Annotated in this window: 22 protein-coding genes, 1 tRNA gene and 1 pseudogene; 11 read left to right on the top strand and 13 right to left on the bottom strand. The window is 35.9% G+C overall.

All coding sequences use genetic code 11. The features are described 5' to 3' along the window. The first annotated feature begins 10 nt into the window (after positions 1 to 10). The 5 genes from NG806_RS01570 (at position 11) to traN (ending at position 4,761) form a co-directional block, all read left to right on the top strand. The gene (locus NG806_RS01570; RefSeq protein WP_261511679.1) at positions 11 to 643 is read left to right on the top strand and encodes a DUF4141 domain-containing protein; all 633 of its coding nucleotides are present in this window, start codon (positions 11 to 13) and stop codon (positions 641 to 643) included. 1 nt (position 644) lies between these two features. After that, positions 645 to 1,637 (top strand): conjugative transposon protein TraJ, encoded by a 993-nt coding sequence (gene traJ / locus NG806_RS01565; RefSeq protein ID WP_261511678.1) that lies wholly within the window; start codon positions 645 to 647, stop codon positions 1,635 to 1,637. Positions 1,638 to 1,652: 15 nt separating this feature from the next. Further along, a complete protein-coding gene (gene traK, locus NG806_RS01560) occupies positions 1,653 to 2,276 on the top strand; it encodes a conjugative transposon protein TraK (RefSeq protein WP_261511677.1) in 624 nt (207 codons plus the stop codon). Positions 2,277 to 2,548: 272 nt separating this feature from the next. Beyond that, the gene (gene traM, locus NG806_RS01555) at positions 2,549 to 3,853 is read left to right on the top strand and encodes a conjugative transposon protein TraM (protein ID WP_261511676.1); all 1,305 of its coding nucleotides are present in this window, start codon (positions 2,549 to 2,551) and stop codon (positions 3,851 to 3,853) included. 20 nt (positions 3,854 to 3,873) lie between these two features. Further along, entirely contained in the window at positions 3,874 to 4,761 is an 888-nt protein-coding gene (gene traN / locus NG806_RS01550; protein ID WP_261511675.1) for a conjugative transposon protein TraN, read from the top strand. Between the two features lie 204 nt (positions 4,762 to 4,965). Here the strand turns inward: traN and NG806_RS01545 are convergent, their stop codons facing one another. Next, a complete protein-coding gene (locus tag NG806_RS01545; protein WP_214834332.1) occupies positions 4,966 to 5,409 on the bottom strand; it encodes a JAB domain-containing protein in 444 nt (147 codons plus the stop codon). Positions 5,410 to 6,026: 617 nt separating this feature from the next. Between NG806_RS01545 and NG806_RS01540 the strand changes: the two genes are divergently transcribed. Then, a complete protein-coding gene (locus NG806_RS01540) occupies positions 6,027 to 6,221 on the top strand; it encodes a hypothetical protein (RefSeq protein WP_261511674.1) in 195 nt (64 codons plus the stop codon). After that, positions 6,172 to 6,960 (top strand): annotated as a pseudogene (locus NG806_RS23030) (recombinase family protein); the annotation flags it as partial. The gene NG806_RS01540 and the pseudogene NG806_RS23030, both read left to right, overlap by 50 nt. Before the next feature lie 725 nt (positions 6,961 to 7,685). Here NG806_RS23030 and NG806_RS01535 read toward each other — a convergent pair. From NG806_RS01535 to NG806_RS01525, 3 genes are all read right to left on the bottom strand, one after another. After that, positions 7,686 to 7,770 (bottom strand) — tRNA-Ser (locus NG806_RS01535). 187 nt (positions 7,771 to 7,957) lie between these two features. Further along, positions 7,958 to 9,016 (bottom strand): 3-oxoacyl-ACP synthase III family protein, encoded by a 1,059-nt coding sequence (locus NG806_RS01530; protein WP_261511673.1) that lies wholly within the window; start codon positions 9,014 to 9,016, stop codon positions 7,958 to 7,960. A 238-nt stretch (positions 9,017 to 9,254) separates the two neighbouring features. Then, positions 9,255 to 9,602 carry a winged helix-turn-helix transcriptional regulator gene (locus NG806_RS01525; RefSeq protein WP_214834230.1) on the bottom strand — a complete coding sequence of 116 codons (348 nt, stop codon included), beginning with the start codon at positions 9,600 to 9,602 and terminating at the stop codon, positions 9,255 to 9,257. Positions 9,603 to 9,735: 133 nt separating this feature from the next. On the opposite strand from NG806_RS01525, the gene NG806_RS01520 reads away from it, so the two are divergent. Continuing rightward, a complete protein-coding gene (locus NG806_RS01520) occupies positions 9,736 to 10,797 on the top strand; it encodes an NADH:flavin oxidoreductase (protein WP_214834227.1) in 1,062 nt (353 codons plus the stop codon). Positions 10,798 to 10,970: 173 nt separating this feature from the next. On the opposite strand, the gene NG806_RS01515 is transcribed toward NG806_RS01520, so the two are convergent. Further along, positions 10,971 to 11,360, bottom strand: coding sequence for a RidA family protein (locus NG806_RS01515; RefSeq protein WP_214834224.1), 390 nt, complete (start codon positions 11,358 to 11,360; stop codon positions 10,971 to 10,973). 98 nt (positions 11,361 to 11,458) lie between these two features. Beyond that, on the bottom strand, positions 11,459 to 12,022 hold the full coding sequence (locus NG806_RS01510; protein WP_214834221.1) for a Crp/Fnr family transcriptional regulator: 564 nt from the start codon (positions 12,020 to 12,022) through the stop codon (positions 11,459 to 11,461). Positions 12,023 to 12,129: 107 nt separating this feature from the next. On the opposite strand from NG806_RS01510, the gene NG806_RS01505 reads away from it, so the two are divergent. From NG806_RS01505 to NG806_RS01495, 3 genes are all read left to right on the top strand, one after another. Next, positions 12,130 to 12,963, top strand: coding sequence for a sigma-70 family RNA polymerase sigma factor (locus NG806_RS01505; RefSeq protein ID WP_261511672.1), 834 nt, complete (start codon positions 12,130 to 12,132; stop codon positions 12,961 to 12,963). A gap of 46 nt (positions 12,964 to 13,009) precedes the next feature. Continuing rightward, entirely contained in the window at positions 13,010 to 13,960 is a 951-nt protein-coding gene (locus NG806_RS01500; RefSeq protein WP_261511671.1) for an NAD(P)H-dependent oxidoreductase, read from the top strand. Positions 13,961 to 14,150: 190 nt separating this feature from the next. Continuing rightward, positions 14,151 to 15,059 (top strand): NAD(P)-dependent oxidoreductase, encoded by a 909-nt coding sequence (locus tag NG806_RS01495; protein WP_261511670.1) that lies wholly within the window; start codon positions 14,151 to 14,153, stop codon positions 15,057 to 15,059. Here the strand turns inward: NG806_RS01495 and NG806_RS01490 are convergent. From NG806_RS01490 to NG806_RS01460, 7 genes are all read right to left on the bottom strand, one after another. Beyond that, positions 15,022 to 15,750, bottom strand: a complete 729-nt coding sequence (locus NG806_RS01490) for a sterol desaturase family protein (protein ID WP_261511669.1) — start codon at positions 15,748 to 15,750, stop codon at positions 15,022 to 15,024. The two genes, NG806_RS01495 and NG806_RS01490, sit on opposite strands and share 38 nt — an antisense overlap. A 175-nt stretch (positions 15,751 to 15,925) precedes the next feature. Next, positions 15,926 to 16,684, bottom strand: coding sequence for a hypothetical protein (locus NG806_RS01485; protein ID WP_261511668.1), 759 nt, complete (start codon positions 16,682 to 16,684; stop codon positions 15,926 to 15,928). Between the two features lie 5 nt (positions 16,685 to 16,689). Further along, positions 16,690 to 17,181 carry a MarR family winged helix-turn-helix transcriptional regulator gene (locus tag NG806_RS01480; protein ID WP_261511667.1) on the bottom strand — a complete coding sequence of 164 codons (492 nt, stop codon included), beginning with the start codon at positions 17,179 to 17,181 and terminating at the stop codon, positions 16,690 to 16,692. A gap of 161 nt (positions 17,182 to 17,342) precedes the next feature. Then, positions 17,343 to 17,708 (bottom strand): response regulator, encoded by a 366-nt coding sequence (locus NG806_RS01475; protein WP_214834203.1) that lies wholly within the window; start codon positions 17,706 to 17,708, stop codon positions 17,343 to 17,345. An 18-nt stretch (positions 17,709 to 17,726) separates the two neighbouring features. Next, positions 17,727 to 18,308, bottom strand: coding sequence for a chemotaxis protein CheB (locus NG806_RS01470; RefSeq protein ID WP_261511666.1), 582 nt, complete (start codon positions 18,306 to 18,308; stop codon positions 17,727 to 17,729). A gap of 9 nt (positions 18,309 to 18,317) precedes the next feature. Continuing rightward, complete coding sequence (locus tag NG806_RS01465; RefSeq protein WP_214834197.1) at positions 18,318 to 19,148, bottom strand: CheR family methyltransferase; 831 nt, start codon at positions 19,146 to 19,148, stop codon at positions 18,318 to 18,320. 1 nt (position 19,149) lies between these two features. After that, complete coding sequence (locus tag NG806_RS01460; RefSeq protein ID WP_214834194.1) at positions 19,150 to 19,515, bottom strand: response regulator; 366 nt, start codon at positions 19,513 to 19,515, stop codon at positions 19,150 to 19,152. Positions 19,516 to 19,521: the final 6 nt, after the last annotated feature.

Raw genomic sequence — 19,521 nt, 5'->3', positions numbered from 1 at the left:
ATGTACAACAATGAAAAATCCAATCATTACAACATTACTAGCAGCAGTAATTGCTGCAACAACATTCGTTAAAGCTCAATTTGTGGTTACAGATCCCACCAATCTTGCCTCCGGAATCCTGAATTCCGCCAATGAAATTGTACAGACTTCATCGACGGTCTCCAATGTAATCAAAAACTTTAATGAAGTTAAAAAAGTCTATGAACAGGGTAAAGAATATTATGACAAGCTAAAAGCAGTCAACAACCTGGTTAAGGATGCCCGCAAAGTCCAGCAAACGGTTTTGCTGGTAGGCGATGTATCGGAAATCTACGTCAGTAATTTTGGCAAAATGCTTAATGACCCCAACTTTAACACCCAGGAACTGACCGCAATAGCCAATGGATATTCGGCACTCCTTACCGAAAGCACCGAACTGCTTAAAGAGCTCAGGCAAATCGTGTCCTCAACCGGTTTATCACTTAATGACAAGGAACGTATGGATGTCATTGACAGGGTATACAAAGAGGTTAAGGAGTATTATAATCTGGTAAGATACTATACGAATAAAAATATTTCGGTAAGCTATTTAAGAGCTAAGAAACACAATAATACACAAAGGGTTTTGAGCCTCTACGGAACATCCAATCAAAAATACTGGTAGTATGGAACCCAATAACTTACACGAAGTACTCCGATCTGTTTATGAAGAGATGATGCCCTTCTGTGCTGATATGGCAGCAGTGGCAAAGGGAGTTGCCGGGCTGGGAGCCTTATTTTACGTTTCACTTAAGGTCTGGCAGGCACTGAGCCGCGCCGAACCTATTGATCTGTTTCCCATGTTACGCCCTTTTGCCATCGGAATCTGTATTATGTTTTTTTCAACGATTGTCCTGGGAAGCATCAATGCTGTTTTAAGTCCTATCGTACAAGGCAGTCATTCCATGCTTGAAGGCCAGGTTCTTGATCTCAATGAAATGCAGCAAAAAAAAGACCTGCTGGAAAGGGAGGCCATGCTCAGAAATCCGGAAATGGCCTATCTGATCTCTGATGAAGAGTTTGACAAAAAACTGGAAGAGCTTGGCTGGTCCCCTTCAGATTTGGTTACCATGTCAGGTATGTACATCGAAAGGGAAATGTTTGCCATTAAAAAAGATATCAGGGACGGATTCCGTGAATTCCTGGAGATATTGTTTCAGGCAGCAGCATTGGTTATTGATACCATAAGGACATTTTTTCTCATTGTACTATCCATCCTGGGACCGATAGCCTTTTCGATTTCTGTGTGGGATGGTTTTCAGACTACCCTCACCCAGTGGCTGACCCGATATGTAAGCGTTTACCTCTGGCTTCCGGTTGCAGACATGTTCAGTACGATACTTGCCAAGATTCAATCCCTTATCCTGGAGCGGGATATTGAGATGCTCTCGGATCCTGATTTCATTCCTGATACGTCCAATACCGTATACATCATTTATATGATCATCGGAATCATCGGCTACTTTACGGTTCCAACCGTTACAGGCTGGGTCATCCAGGCAGGAGGCGCAGGCAACTTTATGCGCAATGTCAACCAGACTGCCCAGAAATCAGGAAATATTGCAGGCGCTGCTGCAGGATCAGCAACAGGCAATATATCGGGAAAATTACTTAAATAATAAAATCAAATTACAATGGAATTTAAGACCTTAAGAAATATTGAAAACAGCTTTAAGCAGATCAGGTTATTTACTTTTCTCTTTACGGTGTTTTGCCTGAGTGTTGTGCTATTTGCCATATACCGTTCTTATAGATTTGCTGAAGAGCAGAGAAAAAAAATCTACGTATTGGATAATGGAAAATCCTTAATGCTGGCCTTATCTCAGGATATGTCTATCAACCGGCCTGTAGAGGCAAGAGAGCATACAAGACGTTTCCATGAGCTATTCTTTACCATTGCACCTGACAAAAATGCCATTGAAAGCAATGTCAAAAGGGCTTTCAATCTGGCAGACCAATCCGCATTTAATTACTATAAAGACCTTTCTGAAAAAGGATACTACAATAGAATTATTTCAGGAAACATCCAACAAAGGATTGAGGTGGACAGCGTGATCGCTGATTTCAACACCTATCCGTATCCAGTGAAAACCTACGCCAGGCAGTTCATTATACGCTCAAGCAATCTGACCATAAGAAGTTTGATCACCAGCTGCTCACTTGTCAATTCAGTGAGATCAGATAATAACCCGCAGGGATTTACCATTGAGAAATTCAGTGTTATTGAGAATAAGGATATCGAAACTGTTGAACGGTAAATCAACGAATATGAAAGAATTCAGAAAAGCGATAGACTGCTATGCCAGGGAGATGGAACAACAGTGGAAGACGTTACCTGATTATAGGCACCGGCGAATAATAAAAATCATTTTTGCAATGTACCTATTGCTAAGTATTTTTTCCATACTGCATATCGGGTTGAACCTGGCAGGTCGCAATAGTACCATTCCAGTGGAACATATAAGAAGTCTCCAGACAGAAAACCACATTAAGAATCAAAAGACACCCATTCAAGAAAAAAATTCCCACCATGAAAGATTTAAGTAAAACCACTATCAGAATAACAGAAGGAAACTCACCAGATCCAGATGATCAAGAAAGCGGGACACAGCAATTGGAAAAATTAAAGAAGCCTCTTATCTATCTCTTAATGGGGATTGTCTGCGCCGGGTGTTTATATTTGATCTTTAAGCCCAATAAAAACCAAGTCATCACCGGGAATGCGGGTTTTAATACGGCGGTTCCTCAGGCGGCCAATGATCAACTTCAGCCTGACAAACAGAAAGCTTATGAACAGGATCTGTTGGAGCAAAAAAATGAAGAAAAAAGAAAAGCCCTAACCAGTTTATCTGATTATTGGAATGATCCGGATCATTCCTCTGACTTGAAGAACCAAACCCTCCACCCCGATGTAGCTGAAAACTCCAAAATTAATATGGTTACAGGCCGTAATGCATTTAATAGCTACCAGACTGCACAGCAGACGTTAGGCTCTTTTTACAAGAGAGACAATCAGGAAATTGATCAACTTAAGCAAGAGATCAGCAGACTTAAGCATGGATCGATGCAAAAAGATCTGGTTCCAGTCAGTTCAGGAATTAACGATCAGCTTGAACTAATGGAAAAATCTTATCAGATGGCAGCAAAATATCTGCCTTTACCCAAAAATGAAGATCCGGATAATAATGAGATTCAAAAAAAAGAAACAGATCATAATAAGGCTGAGATAGCTTCAATAAAGCCTATCTGTAATGATATTGTTTCCGGTTTATACCGCTACCCTTCTGACAGTATGCTTTTGGCCGGTCCTGATCATAACCGGTTTACAGGGATCCAAAATGTAAATCCACAAGGTTTTGAAAGGAAAAACAGCATCCGTGCAGTAATTCATGAAACCCAAGTAATGACACCTGAAAGTATATTATCCCTAAGACTTCTTGAGCCTATGATGATTGGAAATTCCAGAATTCCATCGGGAACATTATTAAAAGCTACGGGGAAATTCCAGGATGCCAGACTAGAGTTAAAAATATCTGCTATAGAATATGACGGATCTATACAACCTGTTGATATCACCATTCATGATAATGATGGACAATCAGGATTATATATCCCTTATTCTCCTGAACAAAACGCGATTACCGATATGCTCGCTAATATGAGTCAATCATCAGGAACTAATATTATGATGACCCAGTCTGCAGGACAACAAATTGCCGCTGATCTTACAAAAGGACTGGTTCAGGGAGTGTCAGGATATTTCCGGAAAAGGGTAAAATCACCTAAGGTCACCGTAAAAGCCGGACATCAGGTATTCTTAATTTCAAAAAAATAGTTAATTGAAAATATAAAGCAATGAAAACAATAATTGATAAATGGCTTTCAGCAGTGCTCATTTTGTTTTTTACATGTATAATAAAAGCCCAGGAAACTACTGAAACTCCTTCACTGTATAAAACAAGATTGGAGCCTTACAAAATGGAAGTTACCTATGATAAAACAACCCATTTGCTGTTTCCTTCGCCCATACGATATGTCGATTTAGGAAGTGAACATCTTATTGCCAATAAAGCTCAAGATATAGAAAATGTACTTAGAATAAAATCTGCCGTAAGGGACTTTGAAGAAGAAACAAACTTTTCCGTTATTACCCAGGATGGAAAATTCTACAACTTTGATGTGTCGTACAGTTCATATCCCGACATACTGAACTATGATCTCCTGAAACTGCAACAAACTGTAGAAAAAAAACATTCTACTCATGCACAATTTGAAGAACTTGGAGGAGAGAGGTCATCAGATACCGAACTTATTATGAAGATGCTCCACAAAAGCCCTAAACAAAACATTAAACATATCAAGGCAAAAAGTTCCGGAATTCAGCTTAGTTTAAAATCGTTGTATGTACATGAAGGAAAATTTTATTTTATCCTGTTGGTTAAGAACCTCAGTAATATCAACTATAGCATTGATTTTATCAACTTTAAGATAACCGATAAAAAGAAACTGAAGCGTACGGTTATACAGGATAAACTATTGGTGCCACTCCGAACATTCCTGCCGGACAAAACAGTCAGATATCAGACAAAGGAACAAGCTGTCTATCTTCTCAATCAATTTACTTTATTGAAAGGTCAGGTGTTGGAAATCGAAGTCGTCGAAAAAGACGGCAGCCGTCATCAGAAAATTCACGTTAAAAATACTGATTTGATTAATGCCTCAATTATCGAAAGCTTAAACTAAGATGAAGATAACAATCAGAAAATTACCATGATTAGATCAATTGCCTGAAGTCATTGATCAGTGAATTCATATTAAAAAAGGCAATTTAACTACTGCGAAAAGGCACTTCTGATTGTAAAGAAGAAGTGCTCTTTTCGCCCGATACATATAGACTAAGAACGGCAATTAAACATCGCCGTTCTTTTTATTATGTCTTACAAGTACCTATAGCATTCCTTCATCGGAAAACGATGTATACTCAGTAGAGGTTAAAATACAATGATCAAGCAATTGTATGTTTAGAAATTTTGAAGCTGCTTTTATATTCTGAGTTATTTTCACATCCTCAGCTGAAGGCTTTAGATTTCCGGAGGGATGGTTATGTGCGAGAATAATGGATGATGCATTACACAATAGAGCGGCCTGCATAATAAGCCTTACATCTACGATCGCCGAAGTGATCCCACACTCCGAAATTCTCTTAATGCCTAAGACTTTATTGGCCTGATTTAAATACAGTGTGTAAAATGACTCTCGATAGTCAATTTCATCACTATCAAAATGCTCCCGAAATACATCAACAGCATCCTTTGAGTTGGTGATTAACCTTTCAGAATTTCCTTTTCTGTAATAACTTAATTTAATTTCATTGACAACATTAAATTTCATCTTTTTTGCTCTGAGTACGGCAGAGACTTTCATTTCCCGCACTTACTTTTTTCGAATTTCAAATTAGATCTCTTCTCAATCTTCCGCCTCTGCTTTTATTAAAGCCTTTGTCAGGCTTCGTTAAGTATTTTCAAAAGAAAAACCGGAAAAAAGAAAGCAGATAATGTAAGCGGGCAATGCAGTAAGCCGAAAGGAAACGGAATAAATGGAAGGCACCTTTAGGGAGGAAACCGTTTATGCCGTAGTCTTTTGGCAGGAAAAAGAAAGGGATTGGCCGCTATATCTTGGCTGCCTTTTTACCGGTTGATTGTGAAAATTATTTATATGATAAAAAGAATCAATCCAACCCTCAATTATTAAATTTTCAATTAAAGTTTTTTTAATATTTTTATGGCAACTTGTAATTTATTTTTACAATTTGCGTTTTTTTAGAAAGCAATAGTTATTTTAAAATCATTGTAAATTCAACCGTCATAAGAAGACAATATGCAGTGGTGAGTCAATAAATGCCTAACTACGAAAGATGTTTCCTATCTACATAAGGTGTTTCATTTCTCCTCTAGATTTAGACCAAACCTGAAAAACGGAGTAAGGGGTAATCTAAGCAATAGAAAGAAATGGGAACTAATAAAAAAGAATCAACGACTACTGATATAGATAAAAATATTAAAGAATTACAGACTAAGAGAGAACAGGAAAAAGAGGATGAATTCGAAAGATTGATTATAGAAATTATTGTATCATCAACTTTAAAGGAATATTATGAAACGTGCAATAAGATATTTAAGGTTCAGCCAGATCGGACAGAGTAATGGTTCCATAGAAAGGCAGGAACTCTACACCGATCAATGGCTGAAAAACAATAATGTTGAACTTGTTGATACTTTTATTGATCGGGGAAAAAGCGCCAAAACATTTGACCGCCCTGATTTCATTAAATTAAAGGAGTTCATAACCAAACACCATCGAACAGTAGATTATTTGCTTCTAGACCAACTTGATCGTTTTAGCCGTGATGCCGGAGAGGCCATGAGTATGGTCAAGCTTCTTCAACAAAAGTACAACATCCAGGTTGTAAGTGTTACTGAGGGAATTACGTTTGATTATGAAACTCCCGGAAGCTTCTTTAGAGCCGGTTTGCAATTATTGCTAGCCGAAGAAGATAATATCAATAGAAGCATTAAAGTAAAGGGTGGAATCTATACCGCTAAGGCCAAGGAAGGAAGATTTGTTTTTAAAAATGCTCCTTTTGGGTATAGAAAGCAAGGGGAGAGAAAAGACAGAAAATTGGTTATTGAAGAAACAGAAGCTAAGATTATTCAATTTATTTATGATTCTTACATCAGAAATACACCTCTGTATTTAATAAAAGAACAAGCTCAGCAACTCGGTTTTACTACAAAAGGAAGTATGGCTGTTGAGCGGGTCCTTAAAAACCCTATATATGCAGGACTGCTGAAAGTTACCGCGTTTAAAGAACATGAAGGTGGACTTTTTCAGGGCAACCATGAGCCTATTATTGATATATCCACATGGAAAATGGTTCAGGAAAAAATGAAAAGACCTGAAAAACTAAGAACAATCTTAGATGATGAAATTCCACTCCGCGGAATTTTAAAATGCCATTGTGGACATCCTTTATCTGGTGCCCCATCAAGAGGCAAATCTGGAAAATACTTCTACTATTACAAATGCAAACACTCCAAACATAATAATATCAGTGCGATAAAAGCCCACGATCAATTTCTGTCCGTTTGTGAGTTAATGAGCTTAAGCCCTTTAAGGGTAAAAAAAATCAAAACAGAAAGCAAACTGAATATTGATAAGGAAATGGAAATTAACCGTAAAAAGATCGGTGAAAAGAAAAAGGAGTTAGATGAAATCGAATCAAGATTATATACGGTTGAAGAAAAATGGATAAAGAATGAAATTAATAAAGATACTTATGATCGTTGGTATTCAACATACAATAAAGACATAATGAATCTAAGAAGGGCAATAGAAAGACTTGGCAAAGATCAAAGTCGTGCATTTAGTATTCTGGAAGATAAATTAGAGTTATTAACAGATCTGCGCTATATCTACTCACATGCCAATACCCTTCAAAAGCGGGAATTTGTTGACCTGGTGTTCGACAGCAACCTTTATTATGAAAAGGGCATCTATCGAACACCTACAATGTTAGGCACCCTATCATATAACCACCTGAAAATGAAAGAGAAAGGATTATTAATATACGAAAAAAAAAAGGATCTTCTTGTAGAAGACCCTCTTAGCGGAGAGAGAGGGATTCGAACCCCCGGACCTGTTACAGTCAATAGTTTTCAAGACTATCGCAATCGACCACTCTGCCATCTCTCCTTAAACTCCGATTACACCGTCGTTTTCAGTGGTGCAAATATAAAGAGTTTTTTATTTCTGACAAAATAATTTTGTCAGTCTATGCATAAAAATAGTAAAATTAAATTTCCCGTTGTTGGATTGATTTCTTAATCAAGATCTTAGAAATTGAAAGATATTGATCCTCTCTGAAATTTTATTCTCTATTTTAAAATTTATATACAAATGCATTTACATTCATGCCAGCTCCCACAGATGCAAATAATACCACATCTCCATCGTTGATTTCATGAGCATCTAGCTCATCCTGTAAAATCATGGTTAATAGAGATGGAATTGTAGCCACACTACTATTTCCTAGTTTTTGAATAACCATAGGCATGATGTGTTCCGGCATTGGTGTGTCATATAACTGATAGAACCTTTTTACTATGGCTTCATCCATTTTTTCATTAGCCTGATGTATAATGATTTTGTCAAGTTGACTGACACTATAACCACTTTCATCTAAGCACTTTTTCATAGCAAGAGGTACATTGGAAAGAGCAAATTCGTAAATTTTCCGTCCCTCCATTTTGATATATTTTGTATCCGGACATTTTTCATTATTATATGATTTTCCGAAGTATAAATAATCCTTCTCGTTCAATGTAAAAGATGCTGAAACATGGGATTTTACACCCATATCATCATTGGTAACTTCCAGTATCGCAGCTCCTGCCCCATCAGCATATATCATGCTGTCTCTATCATGAATATCCACGACTCTTGAAAGTGTTTCTGCACCAATAACCAGGCATCTTTTAGCAATACCAGATTTTATAAATGCATTGGCCTGAATCACTCCTTCTATCCATCCGGGGCACCCAAACAATACATCGTATGCTACGCAAAAATTATTTTTTATTTTTAAAAGATGTTTTACCCTTGAGGCAAGACTTGGAACTGCATCTGATTGGACTGTTCCAAAACGTACATCACCAAAATTATGGGCAAATATGATATAATCTAATGTTTCAGGATCAATTCCGGAATTCTTAATGGCTGCCCGTGCAGCAATAAAACCTAAATCAGAAGTAACCTGATCATTACTTGCATATCTTCTCTCTTCAATACCTGTAATGTCTTTTAGCTTACTGGCAATAATGGCATTACTCTCTTTTAATGACTCGCCGCTTTTGTTTATAAAATTGTGTTTATCAAAGAATAAATTGGTAATGGTTTCTGGGGGAATGTAGTTTCCTACACCGATGATTTTACTAGTCATTTAAAAGTTATGATGCTTTAATTCATTTTTGATTTAAGAATTAATTCGTTAAATATAACGATTAAATGTAAAAAAAAGTATCTCGCGAAAAATATTCTCTCATTTTTCTCTTTAATCTGCTATGCATGTCATAGCCATTTTTACATTTAACTTTTAGAAATATTCCTTAATCCCTGATTAGCAGATAGCCAGGAATGCTAACGACCGATTTAAAGATCGATCATAAACTATACTTATCTTATACAGCTGCATCCACAAAAACTTCCTTCGCGTCGTATTTTGTCTCCCAGTCTTCCAGTAGATGTAAGATTGGTAGAAGAGCAAGCCCTTTTTTTGTCAGGGAATACTCAACTCTCGGAGGTAATTCTTTAAATTCTTGTCTAATTAATAACCCATCTTCTTCCATTTCTCTCAACTGATCCGTCAAAACTTTTCTTGAAATGACATGGATACGGGTAGCGATCTGTCCGAAACGCAATACACGGTCTTTAATGACCATCACAATGATCGGTTTCCATTTACTTCCCAATGCTGACATGGCTTTCCCTAGAGGGCAACTGCCTTGGGTCATTTTATTGTGTCTCATAAGTTACTAAGAAGTTACTATTGTTTGTTACGTCAAAGTTACCACAATTTTTTCTTATCCAGGCACAAAAACGAATTATTATTAGTTACTTTGTGTAACAAAAGAATTGACATCATAATAAAATTAATAAAAAATGAGTACAGACGCGTTATTTAGTCCATTTAATTATAAAAATCTACAACTGAAAAACAGAATTGTAATGGCTCCTATGACCAGAGCACAATCAGATAATGGAGTACCAACACAAAAAATAGCCGACTATTATGCACGAAGAGCTGCTTCAGAGGTAGGACTTATCCTTTCCGAAGGAACAGTAATTAACCGACCGGCTTCAAAAAATATGCAGAATATCCCTGACTTCTATGGAACCCAGGCATTAGAAGGCTGGAAAAACGTAATCGATCAGGTTCATCATAACGGGGGTAAAATGGGACCACAAATATGGCATGTTGGTGATACCAGAGCATCAGAAGAATACCCTGAAGTTCCAATGGAGAAAGCTTCCACCATGTCTTTAGAGGATATCCAGGACACTATAAAACAATTTGCAGCTTCTGCTAAGTCAGCAAAAGACCTTGGATTTGACTGTCTTGAAATACACGGAGCCCACGGTTACCTTATCGATCAGTTCTTTTGGGAGGTTACTAATACCAGAACTGATGAATACGGAGGTAAAACAGTAAAAGAAAGAACCCGTTTTGCAACAGATGTTATCAAAGCGATAAGAGCTGCCGTAGGGGAAGATTTTACGATCATCATTCGACTTTCCCAATGGAAACAACAGGATTATAAAAGTAGGTTGGCAACAACGCCTGCTGAGATGGAAGATTGGTTACTTCCTCTGAAAGAAGCAGGTGTAGATATTTTTCATTGTTCACAACGTCGTTTCTGGGAGCCTGAGTTCGAAGGTTCAGATCTTAATTTTGCAGGGTGGGCAAAGAAAATAACCGGACAACCGACCATCACTGTAGGTTCTGTGGGTCTTAAAGGAGATTTCATGTCTGCTTTTGCAGGTGAAAGTTCAGAAAAGTCTGATCTTACAGAATTGGTACGCAGATTAGAAAGAGAAGATTTCGATTTAGTTGCGGTAGGACGTGCCTTATTGAATGACCACCAATGGGTAAAAAAAATAAAAGAAGGAAAAATAGAAGAGCTTTCAGGCTTCGCAGCGGAAAGTATGGGCGTTTTATACTAAACTTCTAAAACTATTTTTCTGTTTTTATATCATAATAATTTTCTTCAATAACCGGAAGCCTGATTTCCTGGCTTCCATATGCAAAAGGATTCTTTAGTGTTTTTAGAAATTACTGGCATAAAAAACCTTCAAATCAAAGATTTGAAGGTTTTATTTCAAAATACTTTTTGAAATTATTTTACAGCAGTTGCTTCCAGTTCAACCGTTAATGTTTCAAATAATCCGGTCACTTCCAGCATGGTAACAGCCTGCTCAATCTTATGCCTGCCTATCCATTCCTGAAGAATAGGAAAATGGGGCCATAGTTCTTTAGTTGATGTAGTATATATATTTAACCTTACAATATTTCTACATTCGTATCCGGCAGTAGTGATTACTTCTTCCAGATTCGCAATGGCCTGCTGAAGCTGAGATTTCATATCCTTATTACTTGATGTTCCATCCGGATCAATAGCCGCCTGACCGGAACAGTATAATGTACTTTCAACATTTTTTACTTCTACAGCCTGCGAGTAGCTGCGTTCTTTTTGCCAATTCCAGGGATTGATTGTTCTTTTTTCCATTGTTTTAACTGTATAAAATTAATAGGACAAAATTGCAATTTATACCCAGGATCATCTCTTGACCTTCATCACGATTATAGAGTGAGGAAGATCACATTTTAAGAAGAAAAGCGACTTAATGTTTCTCTGGAAACACCCAGATAAGAAGCTAAAAGAGACTTTGGAACGCGCTGAACCAATGCTGGATATTTTTCAAGCAATTTATCATACCGTTCTTTAGTATTGGAAGTCATTGTAGAGATAATACGCTGCTGCGCTGCTATAAAACCGAAATAGGCTTTTTCAAGAAAGAAACGTTCCATCTTTGGAAGTTCATTACACAGTTTTCTGTAGTCATTCAGACTTAGGCATAAAACTTCAGTGTCTTCAACACACTCCAGAGACATTGTTGATTTAGTTTGTGTATAAAAAGCCTGAAAATCACTTTCCCACCAATCTTCCATTGCAAACCCAACAATATGACTTTTGTCGGTATCGTCGGTATAGACCAGTTTTAAAAGCCCTTTTAATACGAAATAATTATACATAACTTTCTCTCCCTCCTGTATTAAAAACTGATGTTTTTTATACTTTTTTCTTGTGAAATAAGAGGATACTAATGCAAACTCTTCATCGCTAAGAGGAATAACTTTTTCAATATGTATTCTTAATGGATCCTGCATCGTTTATAGTTACAAAAATATAAAAGTACTACTTTTACTCTTTTTGATCATCTTTATTTATGGGATGTCACGTTTTCACCCTCTTTTGGGTCTTAAAAAGAAATAGCATGCAGGAAAATTACCGTCAACTTTTAACGTACGCTTATAATATTACAGGTTCTTACGAGGATGCTCAGGATCTTGTGCAAGATGTGCTGGAAAAATATATTTCACTGGATAAAACCGATATACGGAATGAAAAGAACTTTTTAATCAAAAGTACGATCAATCATGCCATTAACTTTAAAAACAGGCACACCAAAAAAATGGTGTATGGTGAATGGCTACCTGAACCTTTATCCCTTGAAAATGCAGAAACTAAACTTATAAAAGAACAAACAGCTCGTTATACGTTGCTCGTACTTTTAGAACGCCTGTCTGGAAAAGAGCGTGCCGTATATATTTTAAAGGAAGGTTTTGATTATTCGCATCAGGAGATTGCCGAAGTTCTTGATATTTCTGTAGAAAATTCAAGAAAAATACTGAGTAGAGCTGGTAAACAGCTTCAAAATGTACAGTATATACCGGATCACATCAACTCATCCATTCCTAATGAAACGCTTTCCCAATATCAAAGGGCATTAAGCGAAGGAAGTATTTCTATGCTTGAAGAGCTATTATTAAATGACATCAGGCTTTCTGCAGATGGAGGGCAGCGGGTTCGTGTTATAAAAGCTGTTGAAGTTGGAAAATCAGCCACTGCTACTCTACTTGCCTATGTACAACAGCAATTTCTTAATCAAAAACCCTATACTTTTCATATTTTCAATCATCAGCACGCTATTTGCTTTTGGCGGGAAAATCAGATCTACAATTGTCACATTTTAGATATTGACCATGAAGGCATGATTCGGGAAATCTACTCTATCGTTGATCCTGAAAAATTAAAAAAATTGGTATAATCGTCACGTTTTAGAAGAGCTGCTTGTCTTTAATAAAAAAGCAAACATGACTACACTTCTCCGTATTGACAGCAGCCTCCGGATGAAAGATTCTTATTCCCGTTCAATGGGTGACTATTTTGTTCAGCAATGGAAAATAAAACACCCGAATGGAAAGATCATCGAAAGGGATGTGACCTTAGAACCTACGCCCCATTTAACACAGGAAACCGTAAATGGATTTTTTGATGAAACCCTTTATTCTGAACATCTTAAACTATCGGATCAGTTGATTGAGGAATTATATATCAGTGATGAGATCCTTATCACCTGTCCTATGTATAATTATGGAATCCCTTCTTCATTAAAGGCTTATTTCGATCTGGTTGTCCGGACAAAAAAAACATTTACCTATGATAATAATGGTATAAAAGGATTACTCCTGAACAAAAGAGCATTTATTATTTCTACAATGGGTATCCTTCAACCCATCATACAGAAACAAAATCCTATTGAAATCCAACTAACCAGTATTTTTAATCAGCTTGGAATTATGGAGATTACCTATTTTCCAATGGATGGAATGATAAATCCAGATGATGCCGGAGTGAAAATTGAACAGCAGAGAAAACAAATAAACCAACATTTAATTATTAAGAACATGAAAGATATACAACAAGCCATTGAAAGCTTTATCAAAGCTGGCGATAACAGTGATATCGTGCTTATGGAGGAAATCCTTCACAAAGACTATCAAAATATCCAGGATGGATTCTTTGATCAGAAAGGGATTTTTATTATTTCTAAAAAAGAATACATTGATCATATCAGAAACAAAACATTTGGGGGAAGACCGAGAACCATTTCTTTTGAATCTGTTGAACAAAAAGGAAATATTGCCATTGCTAAATTAACTTTGGAAAGTGATATTGTCAGATTTAAATCCACCATCGTTTGTGTACTGGAAAACGATAAATGGAAAGTAATCACCAATATTCCGGTTATAGAAAAAAGATAAGCTTAACAATAATTCAATTAAAATCAATATAGGAAGACTGATCAGTCCTACATTGATTTTAATTATTAATCGGTTTTAGCAATTGAATCCATCGAAATAATGTGTTTTACAGATCTAAAAATTTTAAGGAGATTTGCAATAGAATAATTGAAGCCATTTAATTACTTCTTCAACTTAAAAATAAATAAGAATGTCAGCACAACCAGTTATTGCCCTTTTATTTCCCGGAGATATGGGAACTCAAATTGTGAAAGAATTGATCCGAAATAACTATAATGTGATTACTGCCGGAGAAGGCAGGTCACAGAAAACTTTACAAAACATAAAGGATTCCGGGATTATTGACAGAGGTTCATTGCAAAGTGTAGTTGAGCAGGCAGATATTATTCTTTCTTTAAGCAGTCCTGAAGCAAGTCTGGAGCTTGCAAAAAATACGGTTTCCTGCTTAAAAAACACCAATAACCATCCGATTTACATAGACCTGAATTCCAATACTCCTGAAATTGCCTTATCCATTGAGAATCTGTTTTCTTCTATAAACATCAGATTTATAAACGGAGCGGTGATGGGAGCCTCAAAAGACATTCCTGATAATTCTACATTGATCGTAAGTGGCATGTACAGAAATTTATTTATTGATCAATTTTCGGAAATTTTTAAAGTAAAAGATGCAGGTGATAAAACGGAGGCAGCATCTGCCTACAAATTATTGTTTTCCATGGTGAATAAGGGAATGAATGCTTTATTCTTTGAAACAATGACTGCAGCAGCTCATTTTGGTATTCTTGATGAACTAAATGAGAGTCTAAAAGAGTTTCTTCCTGGTACCTATCAGGATCTTGTAAAAACAACGCCCACCTATCCACAACATATTTTCAGGAGAATTGATGAAATGAAAGGGCTTACTGAAATGTTAAAAAATGAAAACTTACCGAATATGGTAGCTTCTGGAATTGCAGGGACTTTTGAAAGGGTGTACAAATCTGGTATTTTTAAAGACGAAAAATTTGAAGGGGTTATCGATACCTTACAAAGCTTTAAAAAGTTGCATTACAAAACGTCTACATTTTATAAGTACCAAACAATTTATCCCAAATAGAGGTATAGAAACCGAAGTTTTTAGTTTCATCCAGATGATGCTGATTATGAAACTGGGTCGTTCCTACAAAATATGTATTGAATCTTGCAGGAAAAAATTCTTTATTTAAATGCCCGATGGTTCCCCAGATAAGGTTGATAAAAAGATAAAGAGTTATTGAAATCACAGAGAAATCATAGCCTATTAATAATGCCAATATCATTAATCCAAAACCTATAGTCTCTGCCGGATGCAATACGAAAAGACTTAAAAAATTAGTGTTCACATGTTCGTGGTGTTTACCATGAAGCCTCTTGTACACAAATGGTATGTGAGCTGCATAATGAAACAGATACATACAAAAATCCATGAGGAGGACTAAAGCTACAACTTGTAAAAAAATTGAAACTGCTGAAAAATTGTCATCGAGTTCGATCCAGTTATTTTTCCATAAGAAAACGCCTAGCAGCATTACAAAGCTATTGCAAACAATTGTAAGAATGCTTAAATAAAAATCAGAACGTACTATGGGATGACTGAAATGCTGCAGTTTATTTTTACGACAGGTCTTTTCAATAAAGACATATAATCCTATTGAAAATAAGTATAGAGCGATATTGACTGCCAAACTAAACCCAATCCACTCTGACAAGGAAAAATGTTCAAGTATTTTCAAATATTCTGTAAAACTCCAACGATTAAAATTCATCATCTATCAGACTCTTGTATACGTGTATAAAAGTATGAATTTCAAAGGTAATTTGCATCAGAAAAGTGAAAAATCAGGATAATAATATTTTAATTTTATCTGTCAATTTTAGTGATTTCAATAAAAAAATGAATCCAAAACTATACTACAACTATATATTAATTATGAAAAAATTATATTAGTAAATCACATAATTTATTTTGTCCACTCCGGTATTTCCAGTTTTCGGATCAAAAGCATAAACAAATATTTCATAATTCCCGGGTGAAGAGATTGATACGCTGCCTTCAAAAAGATTAGTAGAAATTAATGATAAACTGGTTTCACTAATTAGTTTTCCATCTTTATTAATGATAGCCTTTGTTTCAAATTTATCGGAGTCCCAGACTCCGCCTTTATCGATCACACAGCCACACATCATTACAATATTAGCCTGAATTTGAAATGGTTTTCCACTAATAGAATTTAAGCCAATATACTGATGGGTCCGGGGTTTTAAAATATCAATAATAAAGCCTGGTATTTCCAGAATAATTCCATCGCCTAGAATATCTTTACCGGGAATTACCCAGATTTCTGTACTGACTTTAGCTTGTGCTTGCTTATGATTAAAAGGTGAAAATACTTCAATGCTCACAAACGTCGGTTCATCAATATGTAGAGTCGCCAGAAACTTGCCTGTAGTATCATCTGCAATAGAGCTTTCTCTATGTTTTGGAGCCTTCATGATCAAATCAGTATTCCCGGTGCTTCCACTTGTTTTTCCTTCAGCCAGAATCGTATTATTGATCTTATTTCTGATAATTACATAGGCTCCACCTAAAGAGCTTCCTATAAATTTTGCATCTTTTGCTTTTGCCCTAATTGTAATTTTTGTCTCTTTGGCGTAAGAAAATAGACAAAACATGGTAAGAAGGAGTATTAAATATTTTTTCATGAGGATTATTTTAAATGGTTTTTATATTCCTGTTTAAATCGATAATAAAACGAAGTTTCCTCCAGTGCTGATTCTATGTCATCCAGATAATTTAAAATGCTTAGATCTTCTTGCAGTACATTTAAGATTGCTGCTTCGCAGCTGTTCCAAAGAATTTCAAACTCAGGCATTAACTGGATTGCTTTGGGAGAAAGTGACACGATCTGTTTTCGTTTGTCTGATTGATCTTTTTTTACAATCAGGTATCCATTGCTGTTCATTTTTTTTACGGTGATGACAATAGACGGATGTGAATAGCCCAGGCTTTCAGCAATATCAATAAGAGACAGTTCACCCTTATCTCTCAGTATCATAAAAACGAGATACCAGTTGGGCTCAATATCATAATCGAGGTCTTTATAAAGCTTTTTTACACTATAAGCCATCTTTTCACTTATCCTCTTAAAACGGGAATCAAGTGCTTTATAACCAAGTTCTTTTATAAAATCATTATTCATTAAAAATAAAATTTCTGATGATCAAATATATAAAAATATATACAACTATATAGTTAACTATATTTATTTTTAATTATTTTTTTAATAAAGAATAAAAGAAAAAGGATCTTCATACTGAAGACCCTTTGTATATTAAATTTCAAAGTTACTTAATGATAACTTTAATCTTTCATGTATTTTGCTACTTTTTCTTCCAAATCATCTAAATTGAATGGTTTTGCAATATAATCATCTGCCTGAGCACTTTCGGCTAATGAATTAATATCATTATTGGCTGTAATATAGATCACAGGAATCTTTTTGAATTCTTCATGACTCTTAAGCAGTTTTGTTGCCTCTACTCCACCAATATTGGGAATCCAGTTATCCATTAAAATTACATCAGGTTGAAATTGTGAAACCTTGTCAATAATGTCATGTGATGTTTCAGAAATTCCAACTTCGTAACCACTTTCTTCAAAAATGATGGTAGCTACGTCTAAAATCGTTTTATCATCGTCAAAAATCAAAATTTTCTTCTTGTTCATATATGGTTAGTTTTAATTTTAAAGCTTATTTAAAGTATTCAATTGATTAATATGTGTTGCCAGATCCTGTGGAGTAATGATCAGATCATAGGCGACTCCATCTACAGCATGTTTTGGCATATAGTTCACTTCGGCCGTATCAGGATCCTGAATCCAGACTTCACCACCGTTTTTCTTGATGTATTGTAAGCCTTCTACACCATCCGCATTGGCACCTGACAGCAGTATACCAACAAGACTTTTCCCATACATCTCTGCTGCAGATTTAAATGTCACATCTATCGACGGACGGGAATAGTTCATTTTCTCAGAACTGTCGAGTGACACCAATTGCTTATTTTCAAACAACAGATGGTAGTCGGCGGGAACAATATAAATATGGTTATTTAGTATTTCTTCTTTATCTTCTATTTCAGATACTTCAATGGAGGAAAACTGCTGTAACAAAGTTGGTAATATACTTGTGGATTGCACTTTACGATGAACAACCAATAGTATAGTAAAGCTGATCTTCTGGTCAAGCTTTTTGATCATATCTAAAATAACCTCCAAGCTTCCCGCAGAACCTCCTATGACAACCAATTCAATATTTACACTCATCTTTCTGTTTTAATTATAATCTACTTTCTTCCAGATCTTCTGATCATCCGCCTGATGATAAGACTTACCTAAATTAGAGAATCTCAATGTTTCCTTAGAACCTAAGGCCAGATAACCCAGATTTTCCAAACTATCATCAAAAAGATGAAATACACGTTCCTGCAATTCTTTATCAAAGTAAATCAATACATTACGGCATATAATCAACTGAAAGCTATTAAAGGAACTGTCGGACACCAGATTATGGGTTGACAGAATTAATTTCTGCTGCAGACTCTTATCAAATCTTGCTCCATCATAATTCGCCGTGTAATAATCAGAAAAATCTTTTTTTCCTCCGGAGAGAATATAATTTTCAGAATATAATTTCATCTGTTGTAATGGAAAAACACCTGCTCTTGCTGTTTCTAGTACGGAAGGATTAATATCTGTTGCGTAGATCAGTGATTTTTGATAGAGATTGGCCTCTTTAAGTAATATAGCCATGGAATATGCTTCCTCGCCTGTTGAACATCCAGCTACCCAAATTCTGATCAAAGGATAGGTTCCCAGTTGTGGCAGTATCTTTTCCCTTAATGCTTTAAAAAAATAGGGATCACGAAACATCTCTGTAACATTCACTGTAATTTCTTCAATAAAATGCTTGAGATAATCGGGATCATTGAGAACGGTATACCGAAGTTCTGCAAAACTGGTAAATTTATCGATCAGACAGATCCTATTCACTCTACGTTTGAAGGAAGCTCTACTGTATAGCGAAAAATCATATCCGTATAGCTCATAAACATCTTTTATAAGACATTCTACCTCTTCATCTTTTACAATACTCGGTTCTAGCATTTTAGGATAGTTTTTCTATAGCTGTTAATAATAAATCTACATCAATAGGTTTTTTCACATAATCCTGTGCACCTACATCCAGACATTTCTGCCGATCTTCCTGCATAGCCTGCGCCGTAACTGCAATGATAGGTATCTTACTAATAGATGGTGTATTACGAATAATTTTAATGGCCTCATAACCATCCATCTCGGGCATCATCATATCCATCAACACCACAGAAATCTGATCATCCTTCTGTAAAAGCTGAATGGCTTCCTCCGCCATAGTACAGCTTTCCATCTGATAACCACGGGCTTTCAGTGTTAATTTAAGTGCAAATATATTTCGTGGATCATCATCCACAATCAAAATTTTCTTATTCATCAGAAC

Source organism: Chryseobacterium paludis, from assembly GCF_025403485.1.
Lineage (GTDB): Bacteria > Bacteroidota > Bacteroidia > Flavobacteriales > Weeksellaceae > Chryseobacterium > Chryseobacterium paludis.
Note: the sequence above shows the minus strand (reverse complement) of the source record. Positions and strands in the feature narration are given on the sequence as shown.